Here is an 18,360-nt window from a genome sequence, read left to right as displayed (position 1 = left end):
AGGTTCACACTCGCTGCTGACCATTGATCCGCTGCTCAAGGAGATCTTTTTCATGTCCCAGCCGCACCTTCTCCCTGGCCCCAACGCAGACCTATGGGATTGGCAGCTCCACGGAGCCTGCCGCGGAAAGAACTCCGAGATGTTCTATCACCCCGATGGTGAGCGCGGCCGCGCTCGCACCCTGCGCGAGAACAAGGCCAAGGCCATCTGCCAGACCTGTCCCGTGATGGACCTCTGCCGCGACCACGCGCTGCGCGCGGCAGAGCCCTACGGAATCTGGGGCGGCATGAGCGAGTCCGAGCGCATGACGTTGCTGCGCAAGAATCGCCCCTCCTACACCTCGCGTGCCTCGCGCAGCACCACCCGCGCCTCCCAGGGGCGCAGGGCAGAGGTCGTAGCGGCCTCCTCGTAGTTGCTCAGCAGCGCCTCATCCTCCCCCAGGGCGGCGTGTACCTCGGGCGGGCACGCCGCCTCCCGCGAGGTGAAGTTCACCGCCACCACCAGCCGTTTCCCTCCCCACACGCGCTGGTAGGCGTACACCCGGGGGTCGTCGGCTGCCAGGGGCTCATAGGATCCCTCGCGCACCACCTCGCGCAGGGTGCCCTTGCGCAGGCGCAGGAGGCGTCGATAGTAATTCAGCACCGAGGCCGGATCGTCCTGCTGGGCTGCGGCGTTGATCTCCGGGTACCGGGGATTCACCGCGATCCACGGCTGCACCTGCGGAACCTCCCCGCTGAACCCCGCCTGCGGCTGCGCGTTCCACTGCATGGGCGTGCGCGCGTTATCCCGCCCCCGGGCGTGCACGCGGGCCAATGCCTCCTCGGCACTGAGTTCCCCGCGCTCCTCCACCACGGTGCGGTACCAATTCACGCTATCGAGGTCACGATAATCCTCTATGCTCGGGAACTCCACGTTGGTCATGCCCAGTTCCTGGCCCTGATAAATGTACGGCGTGCCCTGCTGGAGGTACAGCGCCGTGGCCAGGGCCTTGGCGGATGCCTCCCGGAACTCCGGGCGATCGTCGCCAAAGCGGGAAACCGCGCGGGGCTGATCGTGATTATCCCAGTACAGGGCGTTCCAGCCCTTACCGTGCAGCCCCCGCTGCCAGGAATCCAGCACCCGCTTTAGCTCCACCAGGCCGGGGCGCTGAAGGCTCCACTTATCAAAGCGCGGATCGTTGCCCAGGCTCACGTGCTCAAAGTGAATGATCTGGCTGAGTTCCTCTCGCTCCGGGGCGGTGTACAGCACGCCGTCCTCCGGGGTGGGCCCGGCAAGTTCCCCCACGGTCACGATTCCGGTGTTGCTTATCGACGCCTCTCCTGCGCTTCCGCCGCGCGACCAAGCCTCACGGTTCATCATGTGCAGCCAGGTGTGCACCTTAGGCCGGTTGTTCACAAAGCGCATGGAGGAGGTCACCCGACCCGGCTCCTGGTAGGGATCATCGGGGAAACCCTCGGGCTTATCCGCCGTACCAATGGCATCCACCCGCCAGCCGTCTACGCCGCGATCCTGCCACCAGCGGATCATCTCAAAGATCTCCTCGCGCACCGCCGGGTTTTCCCAATTCAAATCCGGCTGCTTGCGGGAGAACATGTGCAGGTAAAACTGCCCCGTGTGCGCGTCCCATTCCCAAGCGGAACCACCGAACTCCGAGCCCCAATTATTCGGCGGCAGCGGCGTGTCGTCCTCCGCGTATCCGGCCGGGTCCTTCCAGATGTAGTAATCCCGGTAGGGGTTATCCCTGCTTTCCCGGGAGTGCAGGAACCACTCGTGCTCGTCCGAGGTGTGATTGACCACCAGGTCCATCATGATCCTCAAGCCCTGATCGTGGGCGGCGGCAAGCAGCGCATCAAAATCATCGAGGGTGCCAAACTCCGTCATGATGTCCCGATAATCGGAAATATCGTAGCCATTATCGTCATTGGGCGAGCGATACACCGGGCACAGCCATATCACGTCCACCCCCAATTCCTTGAGGTAGGGCAACTGCTGCATGATCCCCGGAATATCGCCTATGCCATCGCCATTGGAATCGCGGAAACTGCGCGGATAAATCTGGTACACCACCGCGTCATGCCACCACTGGCGTTCATTCTTCTGCATGATCCTTATTCTCCTTCCGCTTCGCCCACGTGGGCCAGCACTCCATAATGATCCGAAACCACCGGCGATTCCTCCCCCGTGAACACCACCCGGTGCTCGGATACCCACACCCGCTGGTTTATCAGTACATAATCAATCCGCGCACCACCCCGTGCCTTCTCCCAGCCGGAGATCTTGCCTGCGATGGTGTCATGCCCCTCGGCTCGCCGCGCCAGATCGCGGGTATCCCACCAACCACGCTCCCGGATCAAGCTGTACCCCTCCCCGACCACGGTGGCCGGATTATTCAGGTCACCCGCCACGCAGACCCGCTCACCGGGGTGCTCCCGCACAAAGCGCTCGATCGCTCCCCACTCCCCCTCAAAAAGCCGCTGGCCCTCCACCTCCCACCAGGAGAAATGCCCCGAGATCACCCAGCCCCAGCCGCGTATCCTCGCCGCCAGTGCCACCCGACGGCGCACGTCAGTATAGGGATAATCCGCCAGAACCAGGGGGTGCGTCTCCGTCACGGAATCCGCCCGTGCCAGCAGGCCCACACCCTCGTCATATTTGCCAAATCCCTGGTGAGCCTCCGCCCAATAGCAGCGGTACTCCGCGCCCAGGTGCGCGCACATCTCCGCTAATACCTGCACGTAGTTATCCGCTCCCACCGGCAGGGCGCTCGGGCCACCGTACCTCTCGGAGCGCCAGGGTATCCCGCCTTGGAGTTGATTGGCTTCCTGCACCGCCACCACGTCCACTCCCTCATCCACGATGAGCCGCGCGGTATCCCTGATCTTGGCTATCTGATCCGACTCGCACCAACTGTGCGCGTTGAGGCTCAGAACTTTCACGGCGGGTCTCCTCCTTGGGGCGCGTGGGTTTGGGCGCATAGGGCGATCATCGCTTTCTTGGCCATCGCTTTCTCAGCGCTAGCCGCGCGTTCCAAGCCTAGGTTCTGGGCCGCCGCTTTCCCCGGCACACGAGCCACCAAGGCGCGGAATCTGTGCCAAAAGCGCGGAACTTATGCCGCAATACCCCGAGGAGGGCATTGTTCGCTGGCAGCGGGCTTAGAGTGATCGCAGCGCCCCTATCCCGCTTCTCGTGGGAGGGGCCACGAGGAAGATCGTGAGAGAAGAAAAGGTACGTGAACCATGATGGAAAAAGTGCAGAGGTTCGGCAGCGCCATGCTCGCCCCGGTGCTGCTCTTCGCCGTGGCCGGCCTGGCCGTAGCCCTGGCCATCATCGCGCAAAACCAGCAACTCATGGGGGACTTGGCGGCCCCCGGAACCTGGTGGAGCAACTTCTGGAAGGTCTGGGAATCCGGCGCATGGACCGTGTTCAACCAGATGGAACTGCTCTTTGTGCTGGGTCTACCCATCGCCCTGGCCAAGATGGCCAATGCCCGCGCGGTCCTCGAGGCCGCGCTGCTCTACCTCACGTTCAATTACTTCGTGGCGGGCTTCCTGGAGGTCTTTGGTTCCTCCTTTGGCATTGATTACGCCGCCGAGCCCGGTGGCAATTCCGGGCTAAAGATGATCGCGGGGATCAAGACCCTGGACACCGGTATTCTGGGCGCCATCTTCATCTCCGCCGTGGCCGTGTGGATTCATAACCGCTACTTTGAAAAGAAACTCCCGGAGTTCCTAGGTATCTTCCAAGGTAGCCAATTCGTGTACATCGTGGGCCTCTTCCTCATGATGCCCCTGGCGCTGATCGTGTGCTTCGTGTGGCCCCAGGTGCAACTGGGTATTTCCTCCCTCCAGGGCATTTTGATGACCTCCGGTTCCATCGGAGTGGGGCTTTATACGTTCCTGGAGCGTATTCTCATTCCCACCGGCCTGCACCACTTTGTGTACTCGCCCTTTGTGTTCGGCCCCGCCGTGGTGCCGGAAGGAAGCCAGGCACACTGGGTCAATAACCTCACCACGTACGCGGAATCCAGCGCCCCGCTCAACGAGCAATTCCCCGGAGGCGGCTTTGCCCTACACGGCAACCCCAAGGTCTTTGCTCCCCTGGGAATCGCCGCCGCCTTTTACACCACCGCCAAGCCGGAAAAGCGCAAGGCCACCCTGGCACTCCTTATCCCCGTGGTGCTCACCGCCATGCTCACCGGCATTACCGAACCCCTGGAGTTCACCTTCCTCTTCGTGGCCCCGCTACTGTTCACGGTGCATGCCGTGCTCTCCGGCCTGATGACGGCCATCATGTACCAACTCGGCCTAGCCGGAAACATGGGCGGCGGGCTCATCGACTTCATCGCCCAAAACTGGGTGCCGCTGTGGGCGCAGCACCACGCCACCTACATCATGCAGATCGGCGTGGGCCTGTGCTTTACCGTGATCTACTTTGTGCTCTTCCGCTTCCTCATTCTCAAACTCAACCTGAAAACCCCCGGCCGCGAGGACGCCAAGGACGTCAAACTGTACTCCAAGCAGGAATACCGGGAAGCCAAAAAGGCTTCTACTAACGACGCCTCCCCTGCCGCACCGACGGCGGAGGCCAGCGCCGAGGAGGCCCCGGAGGCGTCGGTAGCCATCGCGGAGCCTACCGACCCCTATATCCAGCGCGCCACCGTTTTCCTCGTGCTCCTCGGCGGGGCGGAGAACATCACCTCCGTGAACAACTGTGCCACCCGCCTGCGCGTCTCCGTAGCCGAGCCGGAGAAGGTAGCCAGCGCCGATGAGTTCCAGGAGGCGGGCGCGCTAGGCCTGGTGAATAAGGGCACCGCGATCCAGGTGATCGTGGGCATGGACGTGCCCCAGGTGCGCGATAAGTTTGAAAACCTCATGGGGGCTTCCTCTTAACCAATTCCCCGGATAAACGCGGCGTTGCTATGCTAACCAGGCATAATAACGCCGCGCTTTTGGGAGGAACGGTGAACCTGGACAGTATCGTGGCCTCCACGCAGGGCACCTGGAACGATACCGAGCGCGATATTTTGACCTACCTGCTTGCCCATCAGGCCGAGGCCGCAGATTCCTCCGTGCAGCAGATCGCGCAGCGCACCTACACCTCCACCTCGTCCGTCATGCGGCTGGCCAAGAGGCTGGGTTTTTCCGGATTCGCGGAGATGAAGTACTTTATCCGCACCTCGCTGCGGGAGGCGGCAGAGCGCGATACCCCCGACCCCGTGGCGGCGCAACGCCACGACCTCCTCGCCACTCTCGACCACTTAGAAGCCACCGCCGTGGAGCCCATCGTCTCCCGGCTCTACGAGTCTCGGGCCGTGTATTGCCTGGGCACCGGCTCCTCGCAGCGCCTGGCGGCCTCGGAGTTCGCCAAATCTCTCATGGCCAATGGCAAGCAGGCCACGGTGATTACCGACCTCACCGAGATGAAAGTTAGCCTGCCCATGATGGGCCCCAGAGACACCCTCGTCATCATCTCCCTGGGCGGCACCAACCCGGACTTTGCGGAGATTCCCCGAGCCGCCTCGCTGCGTGGGGTGCCCACCCTGGCGGTGACCCGGTTAAGCAGCAATCCCCTGGCGGCGGCCTCACGGTGGAATATCCATTACTGCTCCACCGCGCTGCACCCCTCCTGGCACGTGGGCGAGTATCATTCGCTCATCGGGTTGAACGTGGCGCTGGACTACGTGATCCGGGCGTACATGGAGTATCGCCTGGGAGAAGAGAGCGCCGAGGGGTAGGGATAATAGTGGGGATTTACCCTTCCCTGACACTGACCGGATATTAACCCGATCTTTTACCACACTTCGAACCTAGTAGTGTTATCACAAATCATCCCCTCTTGATGGGCATAATGCTCCTCATACGAGCCAGGCAGCGCGGCCCCGCGAAGATCCGCGCCGCGACAATCGCAAGCAAAGATGGTTGAGACATAAAACCTCGCGCCCCGCAGGTCTGCGTACGCGAATGAGACATTGTGCAATTCATCCTCAATAAATTCCGCCCCTGCCAGTTTTGCCCCCTCGAAGCTCACATTCCAGAAGTTCGACCAATACACGTTCAGCCCCTCAAGCTGCTGTCCCGAAAAATCAATATTATGCATATTGACATTTTCAATGAGCGGTACAGTCATACGTCACCCCACAAGAAATAAAATTATCTCACGCTTATTCAGTGAAAACTATAGTACCCCGAAACCCCACGCCCGCCCACCCTTTGAACCACAAAGGCTCCCTCACACCGCTCATGGCGGTGTGAGGGAGCCTTCTCCCCTATAGGAGGCTCACGCTACAGCCACCCTAGTGGTGGTGATGCCCACCAGCGGCGGGCTCCTCCTCCTTGGGCTTCTCCACCACGGAGGCCTCCGTGGTGAGAACCATGCGCGCCACGGAGGCGGCATTGACCACGGCGGAGTGGGTCACCTTCACGGGGTCAATGATGCCCTGCTCGATGAGGTTGCCGTACTCCAGGGTGGCGGCGTTGAAGCCCTCGCCATTGGCCCGCTCGGCGGTGCGAGCCACCACCACGGCACCGTCCAGACCGGCGTTTTCCGCGATCCAGAAGGCCGGCTTCACCAGGGCGCGGGAGAGTGCCAGCACACCGGTCTTGGCCTCGCCCTCGAACTGATCGGCAAAGGCCTCCAGTTCGTGAGCGATCTGCACCAGCACGGAGCCACCACCAGCAATAATGCCCTCTTGCACGGCGGCCCGGGCGGCGTTGATGGCGTCCTCCACGCGCAGTTTGCGCTCGCCCACCTCGGTCTCGGTAGCGGCGCCCACCTTGATCACTGCCACGCCGCCGGAGAGCTTGGCCAGGCGCTCCTCGGCCTTTTCCTTGTCCCAGGAGGAATCGGTGTTCTCGATCTCCCGGCGGATCTGCTCGCGGCGGTTATCCAGGGCCTCGGCGGTTCCGGCGCCGTCCACGATCACGGTCTGATCCTTGGTGATGGTCACGCGGCGCGCCCCGCCCAGCACCTCGGTGCCGGATTCGGAGAGGTTCACGCCTACCTCCGGGTCCACCACGGTGGCCCCGGTGACCACGGCGAGGTCGTCCATGAAGGCCTTGCGGCGCTCCCCAAAGTACGGGGACTTCACGGCGGCGACCTTGAGGGTCTTGCGGATGGAGTTCACCACCAGGGCTTGCAAGGGCTCGCCCTCGATGTCCTCGGCGATGATGAGCGCCTGCTTGCCGGATTCCGCGATCTTTTCCAGGATCGGCAGGAAGTCCGGCAGGGAGGAGATCTTGTTGCGCACCAGCAGCACCACGGCGTCCTCAAGGATCGCCTGCTGAGCCTCGGTGTCGGTGATGAAGTACGGGGAGAGGAAGCCCTTGTCAAAGGACACACCCTCGGTCACGTCCAGGGAGGACTCGATGGAGGTGGACTCCTCCACCGTGACCACGCCGTCCTTGCCCACCTTCTCCATCGCGCCGGAAACCATCTCACCGATGATCTCGTCGCGGGAGGAAACGGTGGCCACGTTGGCCACGTCCTTGGCGGCGGAAACCTCGGTGGCGCGAGCCTTGAGTTCTTCCACCACCTTTTCCACACCTGCGGCGATGCCCCGGTTCAGCTCGATGGGGTTGGCACCGGCGGCCACGTTGCGCAGACCCTCAGTGATGAGCGCCTGCGCCAGCAGCGTGGCGGTGGTGGTGCCGTCACCGGCGATGTCGTTGGTCTTGATCGCCACGGACTTCACCAACTGGGCACCCAGGTTCTCAAAGGGGTCCTCAACGTCGATGTCGCGGGCGATGGTCACGCCGTCGTTGGTGACGGTGGGGCCACCAAAGGCCTTGTCCAGCACCACGTTGCGGCCGCGCGGGCCCAGGGTGACCTTCACGGCGTCGGCAAGCGTATCGACGCCGCGCAGGATACCCTCGCGGGATTCCTGGTCAAATGCAATCAGCTTTGCCATGCGTTATCCCCTACTTGCTTACGACGGCGAGGACGTCGCGCGCGGAAAGGATCAGGTACTCCTGGCCCTCGTACTTGATCTCGGTGCCGCCGTAACGGGAGAAGATCACGGTATCGCCCTCCTTGACGTCTACCGGAATGCGCTCGCCCTTCTCATCAAAGCGGCCCGCGCCCACGGCGATGACGGTGGCCTCCTGCGGCTTCTCCTTGGCGGAGTCCGGGATCACCAGGCCGGAAGCGGTGGTGGTCTCCGCCTCGACGATCTGCACCAAGATACGGTCCTCAAGCGGGGTGATATTGACGTTTGCCACTGTTATTCCTCCATTGGATAAGTGCTTACTTGATTGTGCCGGTTGCTGCTATCCAGCACAGCCGTCGTCGCGGGTGAACAACTGTGTGTCTCACAACCTGACTGGCACTCTACCCCCGCGAGTGCCAGCATTCAACCATTCCCACCCCATTTTTGACACGCACCTCACCCCCATGCGCTAGAGTTTGAAAAAACCATTTGCCTGATAGAAACGGCTACGCCATGACCGCCTCCCCACCAAGCCAGCCGCGCGAACTACAGCGGCAACTCACCAACCGCCATATTCAGCTCATCGCCATCGGCGGAGCCATCGGCACCGGCCTGTTCATGGGCTCGGGAAAGACCATCGCCCTGGCCGGCCCTTCCATCCTGCTGGTGTACGCCATCATTGGCGCGGCGCTCTTCCTCTTCATGCGCTGCATGGGCGAACTCCTGCTGGCCAATCCCCACTTCCACTCCTTTTCCGACATCGCGGAAAAGTACCTGGGAAACTGGGCGCGCTTTGCCATGAGTTGGACGTACTGGTTGTGCTGGATCGTCACCGGCGTGGCCGACCTCATCGCCATCACCGGATACTTCCGCTTCTGGTGGCCGGACCTGCCCAGTTGGATCCCCATTCTGGGCACCATCGCCCTGCTCTTTGTGCTCAACGCGCTCACCGTTAAGGCCTTCGGGGAAACGGAGTTCTGGTTCGCCCTCATCAAGATTATCGCCATCGTGGCCCTCATCGTGGTGGGAATCGTGCTGGTGTGCCTTGGTGCTACCAATAACTCCGGCTCCACCGCCGCCGTGAGCAACCTCTGGGAGCACGGCGGCATCTTCCCCAACGGCTTCAGCGGCTTTGTCACCGGCTTCCAGATCGCGCTCTTTGCCTTTGTGGGGGTGGAACTCGTGGGCACCACCGTGGCCGAGACCAAGGACCCGGAAAAGGTATTGCCCAAGGCCGTTAATTCCATTCCGCTGCGCATCGGACTGTTCTACATCGGCTCCCTGGCCGTCATCATGATGGTCACCCCCTGGAACGAGATCGTGCCGGAGAACTCCCCCTTTGTCACCATGTTCGCGCTCACCGGCCTGCCCGCCGCAGCCACCATCGTGAACCTCGTGGTAATTACCTCGGCGGCCTCCTCCGCCAACTCCGGCATCTACTCCACCTCCCGCATGGTCTACGGCCTGGCCCAAAGCGGCGACGCCCACCGCGTCTTTGCCAAACTCTCCCCGCGCCAGGTGCCGCGCAATGCGCTCACGCTCTCCTGCATCTTCCTGCTCTCCGCGCTCATCCTCATGGCCACTGGCGACGGCGTGCTAGAAGCCTTCACCATGGTCACCTCCATGTCCGCCACGCTCTTCCTCGCCGTGTGGACGGCCATCATCTGCTCCTACCTGGTGTATCGCCGCCGCGAGCCCCAGGCACACGAGCGCTCCCACTTCCCCACCCCCGGCGGCAGCACCGCTGCGATCGGCCTGCTCGTATTCTTCGCCCTCATGTGCGTGGCCCTCTCCCTAGCGGCGGATACCCGCGGCGGCTTGATCGCGGCGCTCGTGTGGGTAGCCGGGATCTGCGCCGTGGGAATCATGCGCGATAGGAAGCGCGCCTAGGGCAATCGCGTATCGACACCGCCGGGTCGGGGGCGGTGAGGGACGGTAGGGCCGGTGAGAAGCCCCTGCCCCGGGGACGGCAGGCGCAAAGCACCGAGGAAACCGGGCCGCCCGGCCTAGCGGCCTAACCCGGCTAACCGCAAGCGGCCCCAGGCCGCTCTAACTTAGTCACCCGAATATTCCGATACTCGCCCAATAGCGGCACCAACACATCCTCGCGGGTGTGATGGAAAGAAAAACCAAGTTTTTCCTGCACCCGCTGAGATTGCACGTTCTGCTCGGCGGAACTGCACCACACCGCGTTCATGCCCAGATTCCCAAAGGCATGGCGCAGAAGTTCCCGCGCAGCCTCCATCACAAATCCCCGGCCCCAATACGGAACGCCCACCCAATACCCCAGTTCGCACTCATCACTGCGCTGCGTCAGCTGGGTAGAGTCCCCCATCTTCAGGCCGATCGAACCGATGGCGGCATTACTTTCCCACAGAACCATCGCATAAGTCTCCGGGGTACTGAGCACACCGGAGATGCTGTCCTTACTGTCCTGTTCGCTCTCGTGAACGGGCCAACCGGCGCTGGGGCCCACCCTCAGATCGGAGGCATAGCAGAATAAATCGGCGCTATCGGATTCCGCCCAGGGGCGAAGCAACAATCTTTCCGTTTTCAGAATCATGCAGAATTATCGTAAGGGAAAATACTGGTAGCGGGCAAGCACCGCAGGGTTAGTTATCTTCCAGGTAATCCCCTCGCCACCTCGTCAAGCATCCGATCAAAGCTACGCCCCTCCCTCCGGGCACGCTCCGCTATCTCTCGGAACTGTTCCTCAGTCAAAACCTCAAGGCACCAAGCATAAGGCCCCGATTGCAGTTCCCCCTCGTCCCAGAGTTCTTGCGGGATTCCTCCGATGTATTCTTCCGCCATATTCTCACCTCCACCCCGCCGCGCTGTGCCAAAGCGCATACTCCTCCGGGTAGTCCTCGCAGTACACCTTTGCTGCCCGCACGGTTTCCTCGGCGGCGGCGCGATCCTCTCCCGTAAGGTCTGCGCCATCGGCGCGCACGCACACCACGTCTCCCCGCACCGCCGAGGTGGGGTCGGCAAAAAAGGCCGGGTTGCCGGTGGCTTTCTGATTACGCGCCAGGGAGGCCGCCGGGTTAGGCGTGCCATCGTCCTCCACGGGATAGCCCAGGTAATCGAGGGAATCACCAAAGGCCACGGGAATGGCCTCCGACGGCCGGAGTTGGTGGGTGTCCACCGTCACGTCGCGGAGGGTGAAGTGCGGGGTGATGAGGATTCCTTGCGTCACGCTTGTGAGATTAAAGGCTGTGCGTTACCCGCACCAGAGTTTCCACCAAAATTTCATTTACCGTTTACTTCCCGTGCACCAAAGGCATGACCGTGCCCGGCCTCCACCGCACGCCAACAAAGATCACAGCACCTCAGCGCTACCGCTGCCCGAGCGCATACGCCCCCACGCCATACGCAGCCCCACCACTCCACCGCAGGCCCACGCGGCGGTGATCAGCCCCTCAAGGAGCAACGGCCAGCCACTGAATTGTCCGGCACCAGATTCCCGCAGCCAGTGCACCAACCACGTTCCCGGAAGCACCGCACTAACCGGCTGCAACCAAGCCGGGTAAGCAGATAGCGGGGCGATCACCCCAGCCGTGACTGGAAGCAGCGCGGTGAGCACGTTGGCCGCGAAGAAAGGATCGCGGCCCGCCACGGCCGCTACCGAGCACCCCAATCCCACGCAGCACCCCACGAGGACAGCCATCAGGATCCCCAGCAGCGCCATTCCTAGTAGATCCGCGTTATGGGCAGGTTCCACCGCCCACACCACCACGCAGCCCAGCGCGGAGGTAACCAGAGCCGTGGCCGCCGGGAACAGGAGTTTCCCACCCCAATACACCGCCGACCAAGGAGATACCGCCAAAGTCTCCTCCAGCACCCCTATGCCGCGATCGCGCACCACGGCCCCCACCACCTGGGCCACCACCAGGGCCAGGGCGGAGACGATAAAGCCCGCGTAAGCCACCGTGGCCGCCTCCGGCACCGCAAAGGAGCGCGCCACCGTCACCAAGAGCGCCACCTCCAGGAGCGGAACAAAGGCCAGGGTGGTGAGCATGGTTCCGGCGCTTCGCATGGAAGGAGCGCTCACGCGCGCTACCCGCAATGCCACGGCCACAGGAGATTCTCTCCACTCCATTTACCCCACCACCTCCAGGGAAGCGCGCACGGTAGCCCGGTGGACCATGAAGCGGAGCAACAACATGGCTCCCGCTCCCCATACCGCCGCCACCACGCAGGCTATTGGCACGGCGGCGGTATCCATGCAGCACCGCCCGGGCGGCCCAAAAGATGGGAATTATCTTGCCCGCATGGGCAAATTCGCCGGAAACCGCACCGTATCCAAGAATCCCGCTTAAAAGCACCACGGGGATATTGAGCAGCGGCTCATAGGTAATGGCGTGCGGGGTAAGCACAAAGAGGGGAGCAATAACCAGGCTCACCGACACGCAGGAAATCCAATACACCATAACGCCAAGCGCCACCGCGCCGCTGGGATATGTCACCCCGGAGCCAGCAATGAGAGCACATATCCAAGCCAGCGGGAAAGACACCAGGCCAAAGGTGGAACTAGCCGCCACCAGGGGGAGGATCGCCTTCATCGGATGGCCGGGCCCCAATAGTAGGTAGGCCAGCGTTCCCTGAAAGCGCTGAAAGCCAATGATCCCCGCGGAAACCGTGCTCACCGTCCATACCCCCACCAGCGCGGAGCGCAACCATATGTCATCCTCCGCGCCGCCCGCATACCGCGCCCCCAGGGATTGCAGGGCGTAAATGGACAGGGTAGAGGTGACCGCCAATTGCACAAAATACGAGGTCCGGGCAAAAAGACGAAGATGAAAAAGAAGCGCCCGCGCCATAGCCATCATCGCTGCCTCACCAGAGCCAAATACCCCTCTTCCAAGCTCGGCGGGCGGGTGACCATATCATCCAGATCAAGGCCCTGCGCCCGGGCAGTCCCCGCCAGGTGATCTTCCGAGGCCGCATCCGCCCATGAGACGGAGAAGAGAAAGCGGGCGTCTACCCTGCGGAAACGAGCTTGAAGCACGCTATCCATCGTCTCCAGGTTTTCCCGCAGGCGGAGGCACCGCCGCTCCCCTACCCCCGCGTTCAGGCTAAAGGTGGAGATGCTTTGTACCCCGGCGGCCTGCGCTATTTCCCGCACGGAGCCCGAAACGCCCAGGGTGCCATCGAGCAAGACGTGAATACGATCCGCCAGTTTTTCCATCTCCCCGAGCAGGTGTGTGGTGAGCAGAATCGCCGTGCCGTGTTCATGGGCGAGGGAATCAATAAGGGCGATGATCCCCTCGGCTACATCGGGATCAACGCCATTGGTGGGCTCATCGAGGAGAAGCAGATCCGGCTCATTCAGCAGACCCCGCGCAATGTGCAGGCGCTGCCGCATTCCCCTGGAATAGTTTTCCACGAGATCGCGCTGCCTATCTTTCAGCCCCACCATATCCAGCGCCCAATCCACCCGCTGCCTGCGCCGAGCGCCGGGAACGCCCAGAATATCGGCAAAGAAGAGCAGATTATCCCGCGCCGTGGCCCGCAGGTAAAAGCCGCGTTCCCCGCCCAGCACCACACCGATGTGGCGGCGCGCCCGTCGCGGGAATCGAACGGCATCGATGCCGCATACCTCCACGGTTCCCGACGTCGGTTTAAGCAGCGTGGAGCACACCCGCACGGTGGTGGTTTTCCCCGCGCCATTGGGGCCGAGCAAGCCAACGATCTCCCCGGCCGCAACGGTAAAACTCACCCCATCCAGAACCCGGCGCGCCCCATCAGAGAAATCCCTGGTCAAGGAATCAACGCGCAATACGGAATGAGAGCCCATAGAGGAACCATATAGTGATCCACCTCTCACAATCAAGGGCTACACTAGCGGAATCTCCACCTCCAGGGAGGGATCGGTACCCGCGTCCAACCCGGAGGGCTGTGCGCCCTCGTAGATAAGTTGCGCGGCCACCGTCGCAATCATCAGCCCATTGTCCGTGCACAGGGCGGAGCTGGGCACGCGCAGTTCTATCCCCTCCGCCGCGCAGCGCTCCTGCGCCAGTTCCCGCAGGCGCGAGTTAGCGGCCACCCCGCCACCCAGCAGCAGCACCCCCGCGCCGGTATCCCGGCAGGCGCGCACGGCCTTCATGGTGAGCACGTCGCACACGGCTTCCTGGAAGGAGGCACAGACGTCCTCCACGGAGATCACCCTCCCCTCGCGCTCGGCGGCCTCCACGTAGCGCGCCACGGAGGTCTTGAGCCCGGAGAAGGAGAAGTTGTGCCGGTGCCCGCGTTCCTCATCCACCCGCTTGGTCAGTCCGCGCGGGAAGGCGATGGCCGCCGGGTTGCCCCAGCTGGCCAGGCGATCAATCACCGGGCCGCCGGGGTATCCCAGCCCCAGCAGGCGGGAAACCTTGTCGTAGGCCTCGCCGGCGGCGTCGTCAAGCGTGGAGCCCAGCTCCCGCATGGGTTTGCCCACGGCCTCCACCTCAAGCAATTGAGTGTGCCCGCCGGATACCAGCAGCGCCACGGAGTGCGGCAGCGGATCGCCCTCCAAGTTTGCCACGGCCACGTGTCCGCCCAGGTGATTCACGCCGTAGAAGGGCACGTCCCACCCGGCGGCGTAGCCCTTGGCCGCCGAGGCCCCCACCAGCAGCGCCCCGGCCAGGCCGGGTCCCACGGTGGCGGCCACGGCGTCGGCACTCTCGATGCCCGCCTGAGCCAGGGCCTCGCGCATGACCGGCACCATCGCCTCCAGGTGCGCGCGGGAGGCAATCTCCGGTACTACCCCGCCGAAGCGCGCGTGCTGCTCCATCGAGGAGGCCACCACGTTGGCCATCTCCTCCACGCGGCCGTCCTCGTGCAGCCGCACGATGCCCACGCCGGTTTCATCGCAGGAACTTTCAATCCCAAGGATAATCATGATGGTTTAACAGTAGCCTCGCGCATCATGGTGTACGCATCGGCCCCGGAGGGCTGGTAGTAGTTGCGGCGGGTGCCGGTGATGGTGAATCCCTTGCTCTCGTAAAGGCCTATCGCCGGGGCGTTATCCGTGCGCACCTCCAGGAATACCGGGGCCTCCAGGAGGTCGGCGGTGTGCAGGAGTTGTTCCAGCAACTCCCGGCCCAGCCCCCGGCCCTGGTAGGCGGGGTCCACGCCGATCGTGTAGACCTCGCACTCCGGGCTATCGCTGGGCCCCAGCACCACCAGGCCCGCGTAGCCCACCAACAGATCGCCGTCCTGCGCCCCCACATAAAAGGACGAGGGGTGCGCGATCTCCTTTTCAAAGGCCTGCCGTGGCCAGGGGCTATCCCCCGGAAACAGCACCTGCTCCAATTCCGCGCAGCGCGCGGCGTCCGCCGTGGTTAGCCTCCGCAGCCCCACCATTTGTTCACCTCCGGGATCGCGGGAGAACGCGGCACCGGCTTGGGCTCGGCGGCGTCGGGACGGCGCAGGTAGAGGGGGCGCAGCGGCTCCGGGGTGGAATCCATGTCCGCCACCGCCACCAGGGAGGCAGGCGTGGGGCCGAGGTGGCTGCGCGGAATATCGGCCAGGCTCGCGGGGAGTTTTTCCACCAGGTGCTCCGGCACGCTCAGGTGCAGCGGCGCCTCGCGGGGGCTTAACGACGCCGGGGCCACCACATCCGGCCCCTCCCCCCGCTCGCCGTGGCGGTACGTGGCCCAATAGACCTCGCGCCGCCGCGCGTCCGTGGTCACCAGGGCCACGGGGTACTCGCGGAGTTGGTACCCGATGGCGTCCAGGGAGCACACCCCGTGCACCGGCAGGCCCAGGGAATGTCCCAGGGACTCCGCGGTCACCATGCCCACCCGCAAACCGGTAAAGGGGCCGGGGCCGCAGCCCACCACCATCGCCTGAATATCCACCAGGCTCAGTCCCTGCTCGCGCAGCATCTGCCGAATCGTGGGCACCAAGAGCTCGTTATGGGAGCGGGTTCCGCGCACAATGCGTTCCGCCACCGCGTCTCCCGTGGCGGTATCCACAATGCCCGTCACGAGGTCCGCCGTGGCGGTATCAATGGCAAGAACTAACACGCTCACCAGGATAACCCCAGGTTCCTAGCCCAGCAGACGCTGCCCCACGTAGGACTCCCCCTCCCGGATGCCCGGCGGGATCAGGTACAGCCCCGTGGCGATGTGCTGCAAGTACTCCGTGAGCAGATCATCGGCCATGCGGGAGAGCACCGGAATGAAGTGGGTGCCGGGATCGCGCACGTAGGCGATGAAGAATAGCCCCGCCTGCAAGCGGCCCAGTTCCGTTAGCCCCTCGGTGTAGTTATAGCCCCGGCGCAGCATGCGCGCCCCCTGGTTGTGATCGGGGTGCACCGTGGAGAGGTGCGAGTGCGCATCAATGCGGCTATCCCCAAAGTCCGGCGCGGTAAACTCCCCGCCGCCGGACATCGGCGCGCCCTGCACCTTCTCCCGCCCGATGATCCGCTGCTGCTCGGACAGGACCAGTTCGTCCCACACCTCCATCATCATGTGGATCTTGCGCATGCACAGGTAGGTGCCACCGGCGGCCCAATCCCCGGCCTCGTCCTTGGGCTGAATCCACAGGTGCTTGTTCAACTCCGCTGCGGGCTCCTCAGCCTTGATATTGGCGGTGCCGTCCTTGAAGCCAAAGAGGTTGCGCGGGGTTTCCTGCTCCGTGGAGGTGGAGGCCGTGCGGCCATAACCCACCTGCATCCAGCGCACCGACGCCGTGCCAAAGGCCAGGCGCTTGAACTGGTGCATGGCGTGCAGCACCACCATTGGGTCCTCCGCGCAGATCTGAATGACCAGATCGCCGTGCGAGCGCTCTTCGTCGATCTTCTCCGCAGCCATGCGCGGAATCCCCCGGCGCAGGGCCTCCGGGCAGCGCTCGCTCAGGCCGAACTCGTCCCTAAAAAGACTGGCCCCAAAGCCAAAGGTGATGCTCAACCGGGCGGCACCCAGGCCCATCGCCTCGCCGGTATCGTCCGGGGGAACATCATCACGGGCCTTGGGCGCGTTCACCGGCTCCCCCGCCTGCATTCGCTCCGCCGCCAGGGTCCACTTTTCCAGCAGCGCCACCAGGTCCTCCCGGCGCGCGGCCACCATATCAAAGGCCACCATCAGCATCTGCTGCTGCGCGGGCGTGATGATCCCGGATTGGTGTTCCCCGCGGAACTCCACCGTCTCCCCGGCGGCAGCACCCTCGGGAGCCGTTCCCCGGCCCAGGGCAAATCCGCCCAGGGCGGTGCCCGCGCTCACGCCGGTGCCAAGGAGCATGGCCCGGCGGCTAATCCGCGTGGTCATTACACGATCGCCTCGGTGAGCGTGGCCAGGGGCACACGCAGCGCGTCCACGCGATCGGAGAGTTCGCGGCGGGCCTTATCGTCCAGGGAATCGTAGGACACAAAACCCTCGCCCTCCCGGTGCTTGTTCAGGGCTTCTTGCAGGGCCTCGAAGCGGGAGGTAATGGTCTTGGCCAATTCCTCATCGTTACGCTTGGCCAGCGCCTCCACCGTGCCGTAGGCCACCCTCGCGCCCTCCAGGTTGCCCTGGAAATCGTAGAGATCGGTGTGGCTAAAGGCTTCCTCCTCGCCGGTGATCTTAGTGGTGGCCACCTCCTCCAGTAGGCCGATGGCACCGTTGGAAATATCCGCGATGCTCACCGAGAAGTCAGCGGAATACACCAGGTCATAGAGTTCCTGCGTATCGTCCACCAATTGCTTGGCCAGGTCAGTGCGCTCCTCCGTGCCGGCCGCCGGGGTGCCCTCGGGCCGCCACAGATCCTTTTCAATGCGGTGCCAACCCGTCCACGGGCGGGTGTCGGCCTCCTCGGAGGCCTGGTAATCCGCCTCGCGCTCGTCCAGGGCGGGATCGAGGTCACCAAAGGCCTCGGCGGTGGGCTCGATCCGCTCGAAGAACATGCGGCTGGGGGCATAGGCGGCCCGCGCGGCCTGCTCATCGCCGTTGCGATAGAGATCGGCAAAGTCCTCGGTGGCGGCGAGCAGTTGGCCCACCTGATCGCGCACGTATGCGGTGTAGTTGGTCACGGCGGCGTCGATAAGCTCCCGCTCATCGGCGGAGACCTCCACCTCCTCGCCCTGGGTGACGGTGAAGTCCCTCGCGTCCACGAGCGCGCCCACCATGTTCTTCTTGCAGGCGGTGACGTAGCTTCCCGGTTCCAGCAGCACCGTGTAATCCGTGGTGGTGCCGGGACCCAGGTTCTCCCGCTCGCCCACGATGCGCAGACGATCCTCCGCGAGGATCTCGAACTCATTGCGCACCGTGCCCTCGTTCTTCAGGTGGAAGGTCACCCGCCCGGAGGGAACCTCGGCGGAAGATACCTCGCACGTATCGTCGGTGATGCGTACCTCGATGGGATCACCCGCGCCCTGGGCTTCCGACGCCCCCTCGGGGTTATTCGCCACGCAGGCGCTCAGCGCCACGGCGGGCACAAGGACGGGAACAATACGAGCAAACTTCATGGCTTTA

At 63.6% G+C, this 18,360-nt stretch carries 19 protein-coding genes; 5 read left to right on the top strand and 14 right to left on the bottom strand.

The window, feature by feature from the left end; genetic code table 11:
- Nucleotides 1-52: 52 nt before the first annotated feature.
- Nucleotides 53-412 carry a WhiB family transcriptional regulator gene (locus OLW90_RS02130; RefSeq protein ID WP_319650899.1) on the top strand — a complete coding sequence of 120 codons (360 nt, stop codon included), beginning with the start codon at nucleotides 53-55 and terminating at the stop codon, nucleotides 410-412.
- On the opposite strand, the gene OLW90_RS02125 is transcribed toward OLW90_RS02130, so the two are convergent.
- Together OLW90_RS02125 and OLW90_RS02120 are read right to left on the bottom strand one after the other, a co-directional pair.
- Complete coding sequence (locus OLW90_RS02125; protein ID WP_319650895.1) at nucleotides 334-2,103, bottom strand: alpha-glucosidase; 1,770 nt, start codon at nucleotides 2,101-2,103, stop codon at nucleotides 334-336. The two genes, OLW90_RS02130 and OLW90_RS02125, sit on opposite strands and share 79 nt — an antisense overlap.
- Nucleotides 2,104-2,108: 5 nt before the next feature.
- On the bottom strand, nucleotides 2,109-2,936 hold the full coding sequence (locus OLW90_RS02120) for an endonuclease/exonuclease/phosphatase family protein (RefSeq protein ID WP_319650891.1): 828 nt from the start codon (nucleotides 2,934-2,936) through the stop codon (nucleotides 2,109-2,111).
- A gap of 300 nt (nucleotides 2,937-3,236) precedes the next feature.
- Between OLW90_RS02120 and OLW90_RS02115 the strand changes: the two genes are divergently transcribed.
- Together OLW90_RS02115 and OLW90_RS02110 are read left to right on the top strand one after the other, a co-directional pair.
- Nucleotides 3,237-4,889 (top strand): alpha-glucoside-specific PTS transporter subunit IIBC, encoded by a 1,653-nt coding sequence (locus OLW90_RS02115; RefSeq protein WP_319650887.1) that lies wholly within the window; start codon nucleotides 3,237-3,239, stop codon nucleotides 4,887-4,889.
- Nucleotides 4,890-4,960: 71 nt separating this feature from the next.
- The gene (locus OLW90_RS02110) at nucleotides 4,961-5,734 is read left to right on the top strand and encodes a MurR/RpiR family transcriptional regulator (protein ID WP_319650883.1); all 774 of its coding nucleotides are present in this window, start codon (nucleotides 4,961-4,963) and stop codon (nucleotides 5,732-5,734) included.
- Nucleotides 5,735-5,790: 56 nt separating this feature from the next.
- On the opposite strand, the gene OLW90_RS02105 is transcribed toward OLW90_RS02110, so the two are convergent.
- From OLW90_RS02105 to groES, 3 genes are all read right to left on the bottom strand, one after another.
- A complete protein-coding gene (locus OLW90_RS02105) occupies nucleotides 5,791-6,126 on the bottom strand; it encodes a pentapeptide repeat-containing protein (RefSeq protein WP_319650881.1) in 336 nt (111 codons plus the stop codon).
- 166 nt (nucleotides 6,127-6,292) lie between these two features.
- Complete coding sequence (gene groL, locus OLW90_RS02100) at nucleotides 6,293-7,906, bottom strand: chaperonin GroEL (RefSeq protein ID WP_319650879.1); 1,614 nt, start codon at nucleotides 7,904-7,906, stop codon at nucleotides 6,293-6,295.
- Between the two features lie 10 nt (nucleotides 7,907-7,916).
- Entirely contained in the window at nucleotides 7,917-8,216 is a 300-nt protein-coding gene (gene groES / locus OLW90_RS02095) for a co-chaperone GroES (protein ID WP_055175727.1), read from the bottom strand.
- Between the two features lie 221 nt (nucleotides 8,217-8,437).
- On the opposite strand from groES, the gene OLW90_RS02090 reads away from it, so the two are divergent.
- Nucleotides 8,438-9,814 carry an amino acid permease gene (locus tag OLW90_RS02090; RefSeq protein WP_319651806.1) on the top strand — a complete coding sequence of 459 codons (1,377 nt, stop codon included), beginning with the start codon at nucleotides 8,438-8,440 and terminating at the stop codon, nucleotides 9,812-9,814.
- A gap of 133 nt (nucleotides 9,815-9,947) precedes the next feature.
- Here the strand turns inward: OLW90_RS02090 and OLW90_RS02085 are convergent, their stop codons facing one another.
- From OLW90_RS02085 to OLW90_RS02075, 3 genes are all read right to left on the bottom strand, one after another.
- Nucleotides 9,948-10,487 carry a GNAT family N-acetyltransferase gene (locus OLW90_RS02085; protein WP_319650874.1) on the bottom strand — a complete coding sequence of 180 codons (540 nt, stop codon included), beginning with the start codon at nucleotides 10,485-10,487 and terminating at the stop codon, nucleotides 9,948-9,950.
- Between the two features lie 252 nt (nucleotides 10,488-10,739).
- Complete coding sequence (locus tag OLW90_RS02080) at nucleotides 10,740-11,120, bottom strand: hypothetical protein (RefSeq protein ID WP_319650870.1); 381 nt, start codon at nucleotides 11,118-11,120, stop codon at nucleotides 10,740-10,742.
- A gap of 123 nt (nucleotides 11,121-11,243) precedes the next feature.
- Nucleotides 11,244-11,942, bottom strand: coding sequence for an ABC transporter permease (locus OLW90_RS02075; RefSeq protein WP_319650866.1), 699 nt, complete (start codon nucleotides 11,940-11,942; stop codon nucleotides 11,244-11,246).
- On the opposite strand from OLW90_RS02075, the gene OLW90_RS02070 reads away from it, so the two are divergent.
- Nucleotides 11,941-12,243, top strand: a complete 303-nt coding sequence (locus OLW90_RS02070; RefSeq protein ID WP_319650863.1) for a hypothetical protein — start codon at nucleotides 11,941-11,943, stop codon at nucleotides 12,241-12,243. The two genes, OLW90_RS02075 and OLW90_RS02070, sit on opposite strands and share 2 nt — an antisense overlap.
- A 506-nt stretch (nucleotides 12,244-12,749) precedes the next feature.
- On the opposite strand, the gene OLW90_RS02065 is transcribed toward OLW90_RS02070, so the two are convergent.
- Genes OLW90_RS02065 through efeO form a run of 6 tightly spaced genes read right to left on the bottom strand, consistent with a single transcriptional unit; the run spans nucleotide 12,750 to nucleotide 18,353 of the window.
- Complete coding sequence (locus tag OLW90_RS02065) at nucleotides 12,750-13,721, bottom strand: ABC transporter ATP-binding protein (RefSeq protein ID WP_319650861.1); 972 nt, start codon at nucleotides 13,719-13,721, stop codon at nucleotides 12,750-12,752.
- 39 nt (nucleotides 13,722-13,760) lie between these two features.
- A complete protein-coding gene (tsaD, locus tag OLW90_RS02060; protein ID WP_319650857.1) occupies nucleotides 13,761-14,804 on the bottom strand; it encodes a tRNA (adenosine(37)-N6)-threonylcarbamoyltransferase complex transferase subunit TsaD in 1,044 nt (347 codons plus the stop codon).
- Nucleotides 14,801-15,268: a ribosomal protein S18-alanine N-acetyltransferase gene (gene rimI, locus OLW90_RS02055; RefSeq protein WP_319650855.1), complete on the bottom strand. Its 468-nt coding sequence runs from the start codon at nucleotides 15,266-15,268 to the stop codon at nucleotides 14,801-14,803. Before rimI ends, tsaD begins: the two co-directional genes overlap by 4 nt.
- Complete coding sequence (gene tsaB, locus OLW90_RS02050) at nucleotides 15,247-15,933, bottom strand: tRNA (adenosine(37)-N6)-threonylcarbamoyltransferase complex dimerization subunit type 1 TsaB (RefSeq protein WP_319650853.1); 687 nt, start codon at nucleotides 15,931-15,933, stop codon at nucleotides 15,247-15,249. The genes rimI and tsaB overlap by 22 nt, the downstream gene beginning before the upstream one ends.
- Before the next feature lie 24 nt (nucleotides 15,934-15,957).
- Nucleotides 15,958-17,175 (bottom strand): iron uptake transporter deferrochelatase/peroxidase subunit, encoded by a 1,218-nt coding sequence (gene efeB, locus OLW90_RS02045; RefSeq protein ID WP_319650845.1) that lies wholly within the window; start codon nucleotides 17,173-17,175, stop codon nucleotides 15,958-15,960.
- On the bottom strand, nucleotides 17,175-18,353 hold the full coding sequence (gene efeO / locus OLW90_RS02040; RefSeq protein WP_319650842.1) for an iron uptake system protein EfeO: 1,179 nt from the start codon (nucleotides 18,351-18,353) through the stop codon (nucleotides 17,175-17,177). The genes efeB and efeO overlap by 1 nt, the downstream gene beginning before the upstream one ends.
- Between the last annotated feature and the right edge of the window lie 7 nt (nucleotides 18,354-18,360).

Origin of the sequence: Corynebacterium sp. 21KM1197, from assembly GCF_033783015.1 — a bacterium.
Taxonomy (GTDB): domain Bacteria; phylum Actinomycetota; class Actinomycetes; order Mycobacteriales; family Mycobacteriaceae; genus Corynebacterium.
Note: the sequence above shows the minus strand (reverse complement) of the source record. Positions and strands in the feature narration are given on the sequence as shown.

Bases quoted from the DNA above. Each gene is read 5' to 3' on its own strand.
- OLW90_RS02090 (WP_319651806.1), top strand. From the start codon at position 8,438: ATGACCGCCTCCCCACCAAGCCAGCCGCGCGAACTACAGCGGCAACTC.
- OLW90_RS02115 (WP_319650887.1), top strand. From the start codon at position 3,237: ATGATGGAAAAAGTGCAGAGGTTCGGCAGCGCCATGCTCGCCCCGGTG.
- rimI (WP_319650855.1), bottom strand. From the start codon at position 15,268: ATGGTGGGGCTGCGGAGGCTAACCACGGCGGACGCCGCGCGCTGCGCG.
- OLW90_RS02125 (WP_319650895.1), bottom strand. From the start codon at position 2,103: ATGCAGAAGAATGAACGCCAGTGGTGGCATGACGCGGTGGTGTACCAG.
- OLW90_RS02085 (WP_319650874.1), bottom strand. From the start codon at position 10,487: ATGATTCTGAAAACGGAAAGATTGTTGCTTCGCCCCTGGGCGGAATCC.
- efeO (WP_319650842.1), bottom strand. From the start codon at position 18,353: ATGAAGTTTGCTCGTATTGTTCCCGTCCTTGTGCCCGCCGTGGCGCTG.
- tsaD (WP_319650857.1), bottom strand. From the start codon at position 14,804: ATGATTATCCTTGGGATTGAAAGTTCCTGCGATGAAACCGGCGTGGGC.
- OLW90_RS02065 (WP_319650861.1), bottom strand. From the start codon at position 13,721: ATGGGCTCTCATTCCGTATTGCGCGTTGATTCCTTGACCAGGGATTTC.
- OLW90_RS02105 (WP_319650881.1), bottom strand. From the start codon at position 6,126: ATGACTGTACCGCTCATTGAAAATGTCAATATGCATAATATTGATTTT.
- OLW90_RS02130 (WP_319650899.1), top strand. From the start codon at position 53: ATGTCCCAGCCGCACCTTCTCCCTGGCCCCAACGCAGACCTATGGGAT.
- efeB (WP_319650845.1), bottom strand. From the start codon at position 17,175: ATGACCACGCGGATTAGCCGCCGGGCCATGCTCCTTGGCACCGGCGTG.
- OLW90_RS02070 (WP_319650863.1), top strand. From the start codon at position 11,941: ATGGTTCCGGCGCTTCGCATGGAAGGAGCGCTCACGCGCGCTACCCGC.
- groL (WP_319650879.1), bottom strand. From the start codon at position 7,906: ATGGCAAAGCTGATTGCATTTGACCAGGAATCCCGCGAGGGTATCCTG.
- OLW90_RS02075 (WP_319650866.1), bottom strand. From the start codon at position 11,942: ATGCTCACCACCCTGGCCTTTGTTCCGCTCCTGGAGGTGGCGCTCTTG.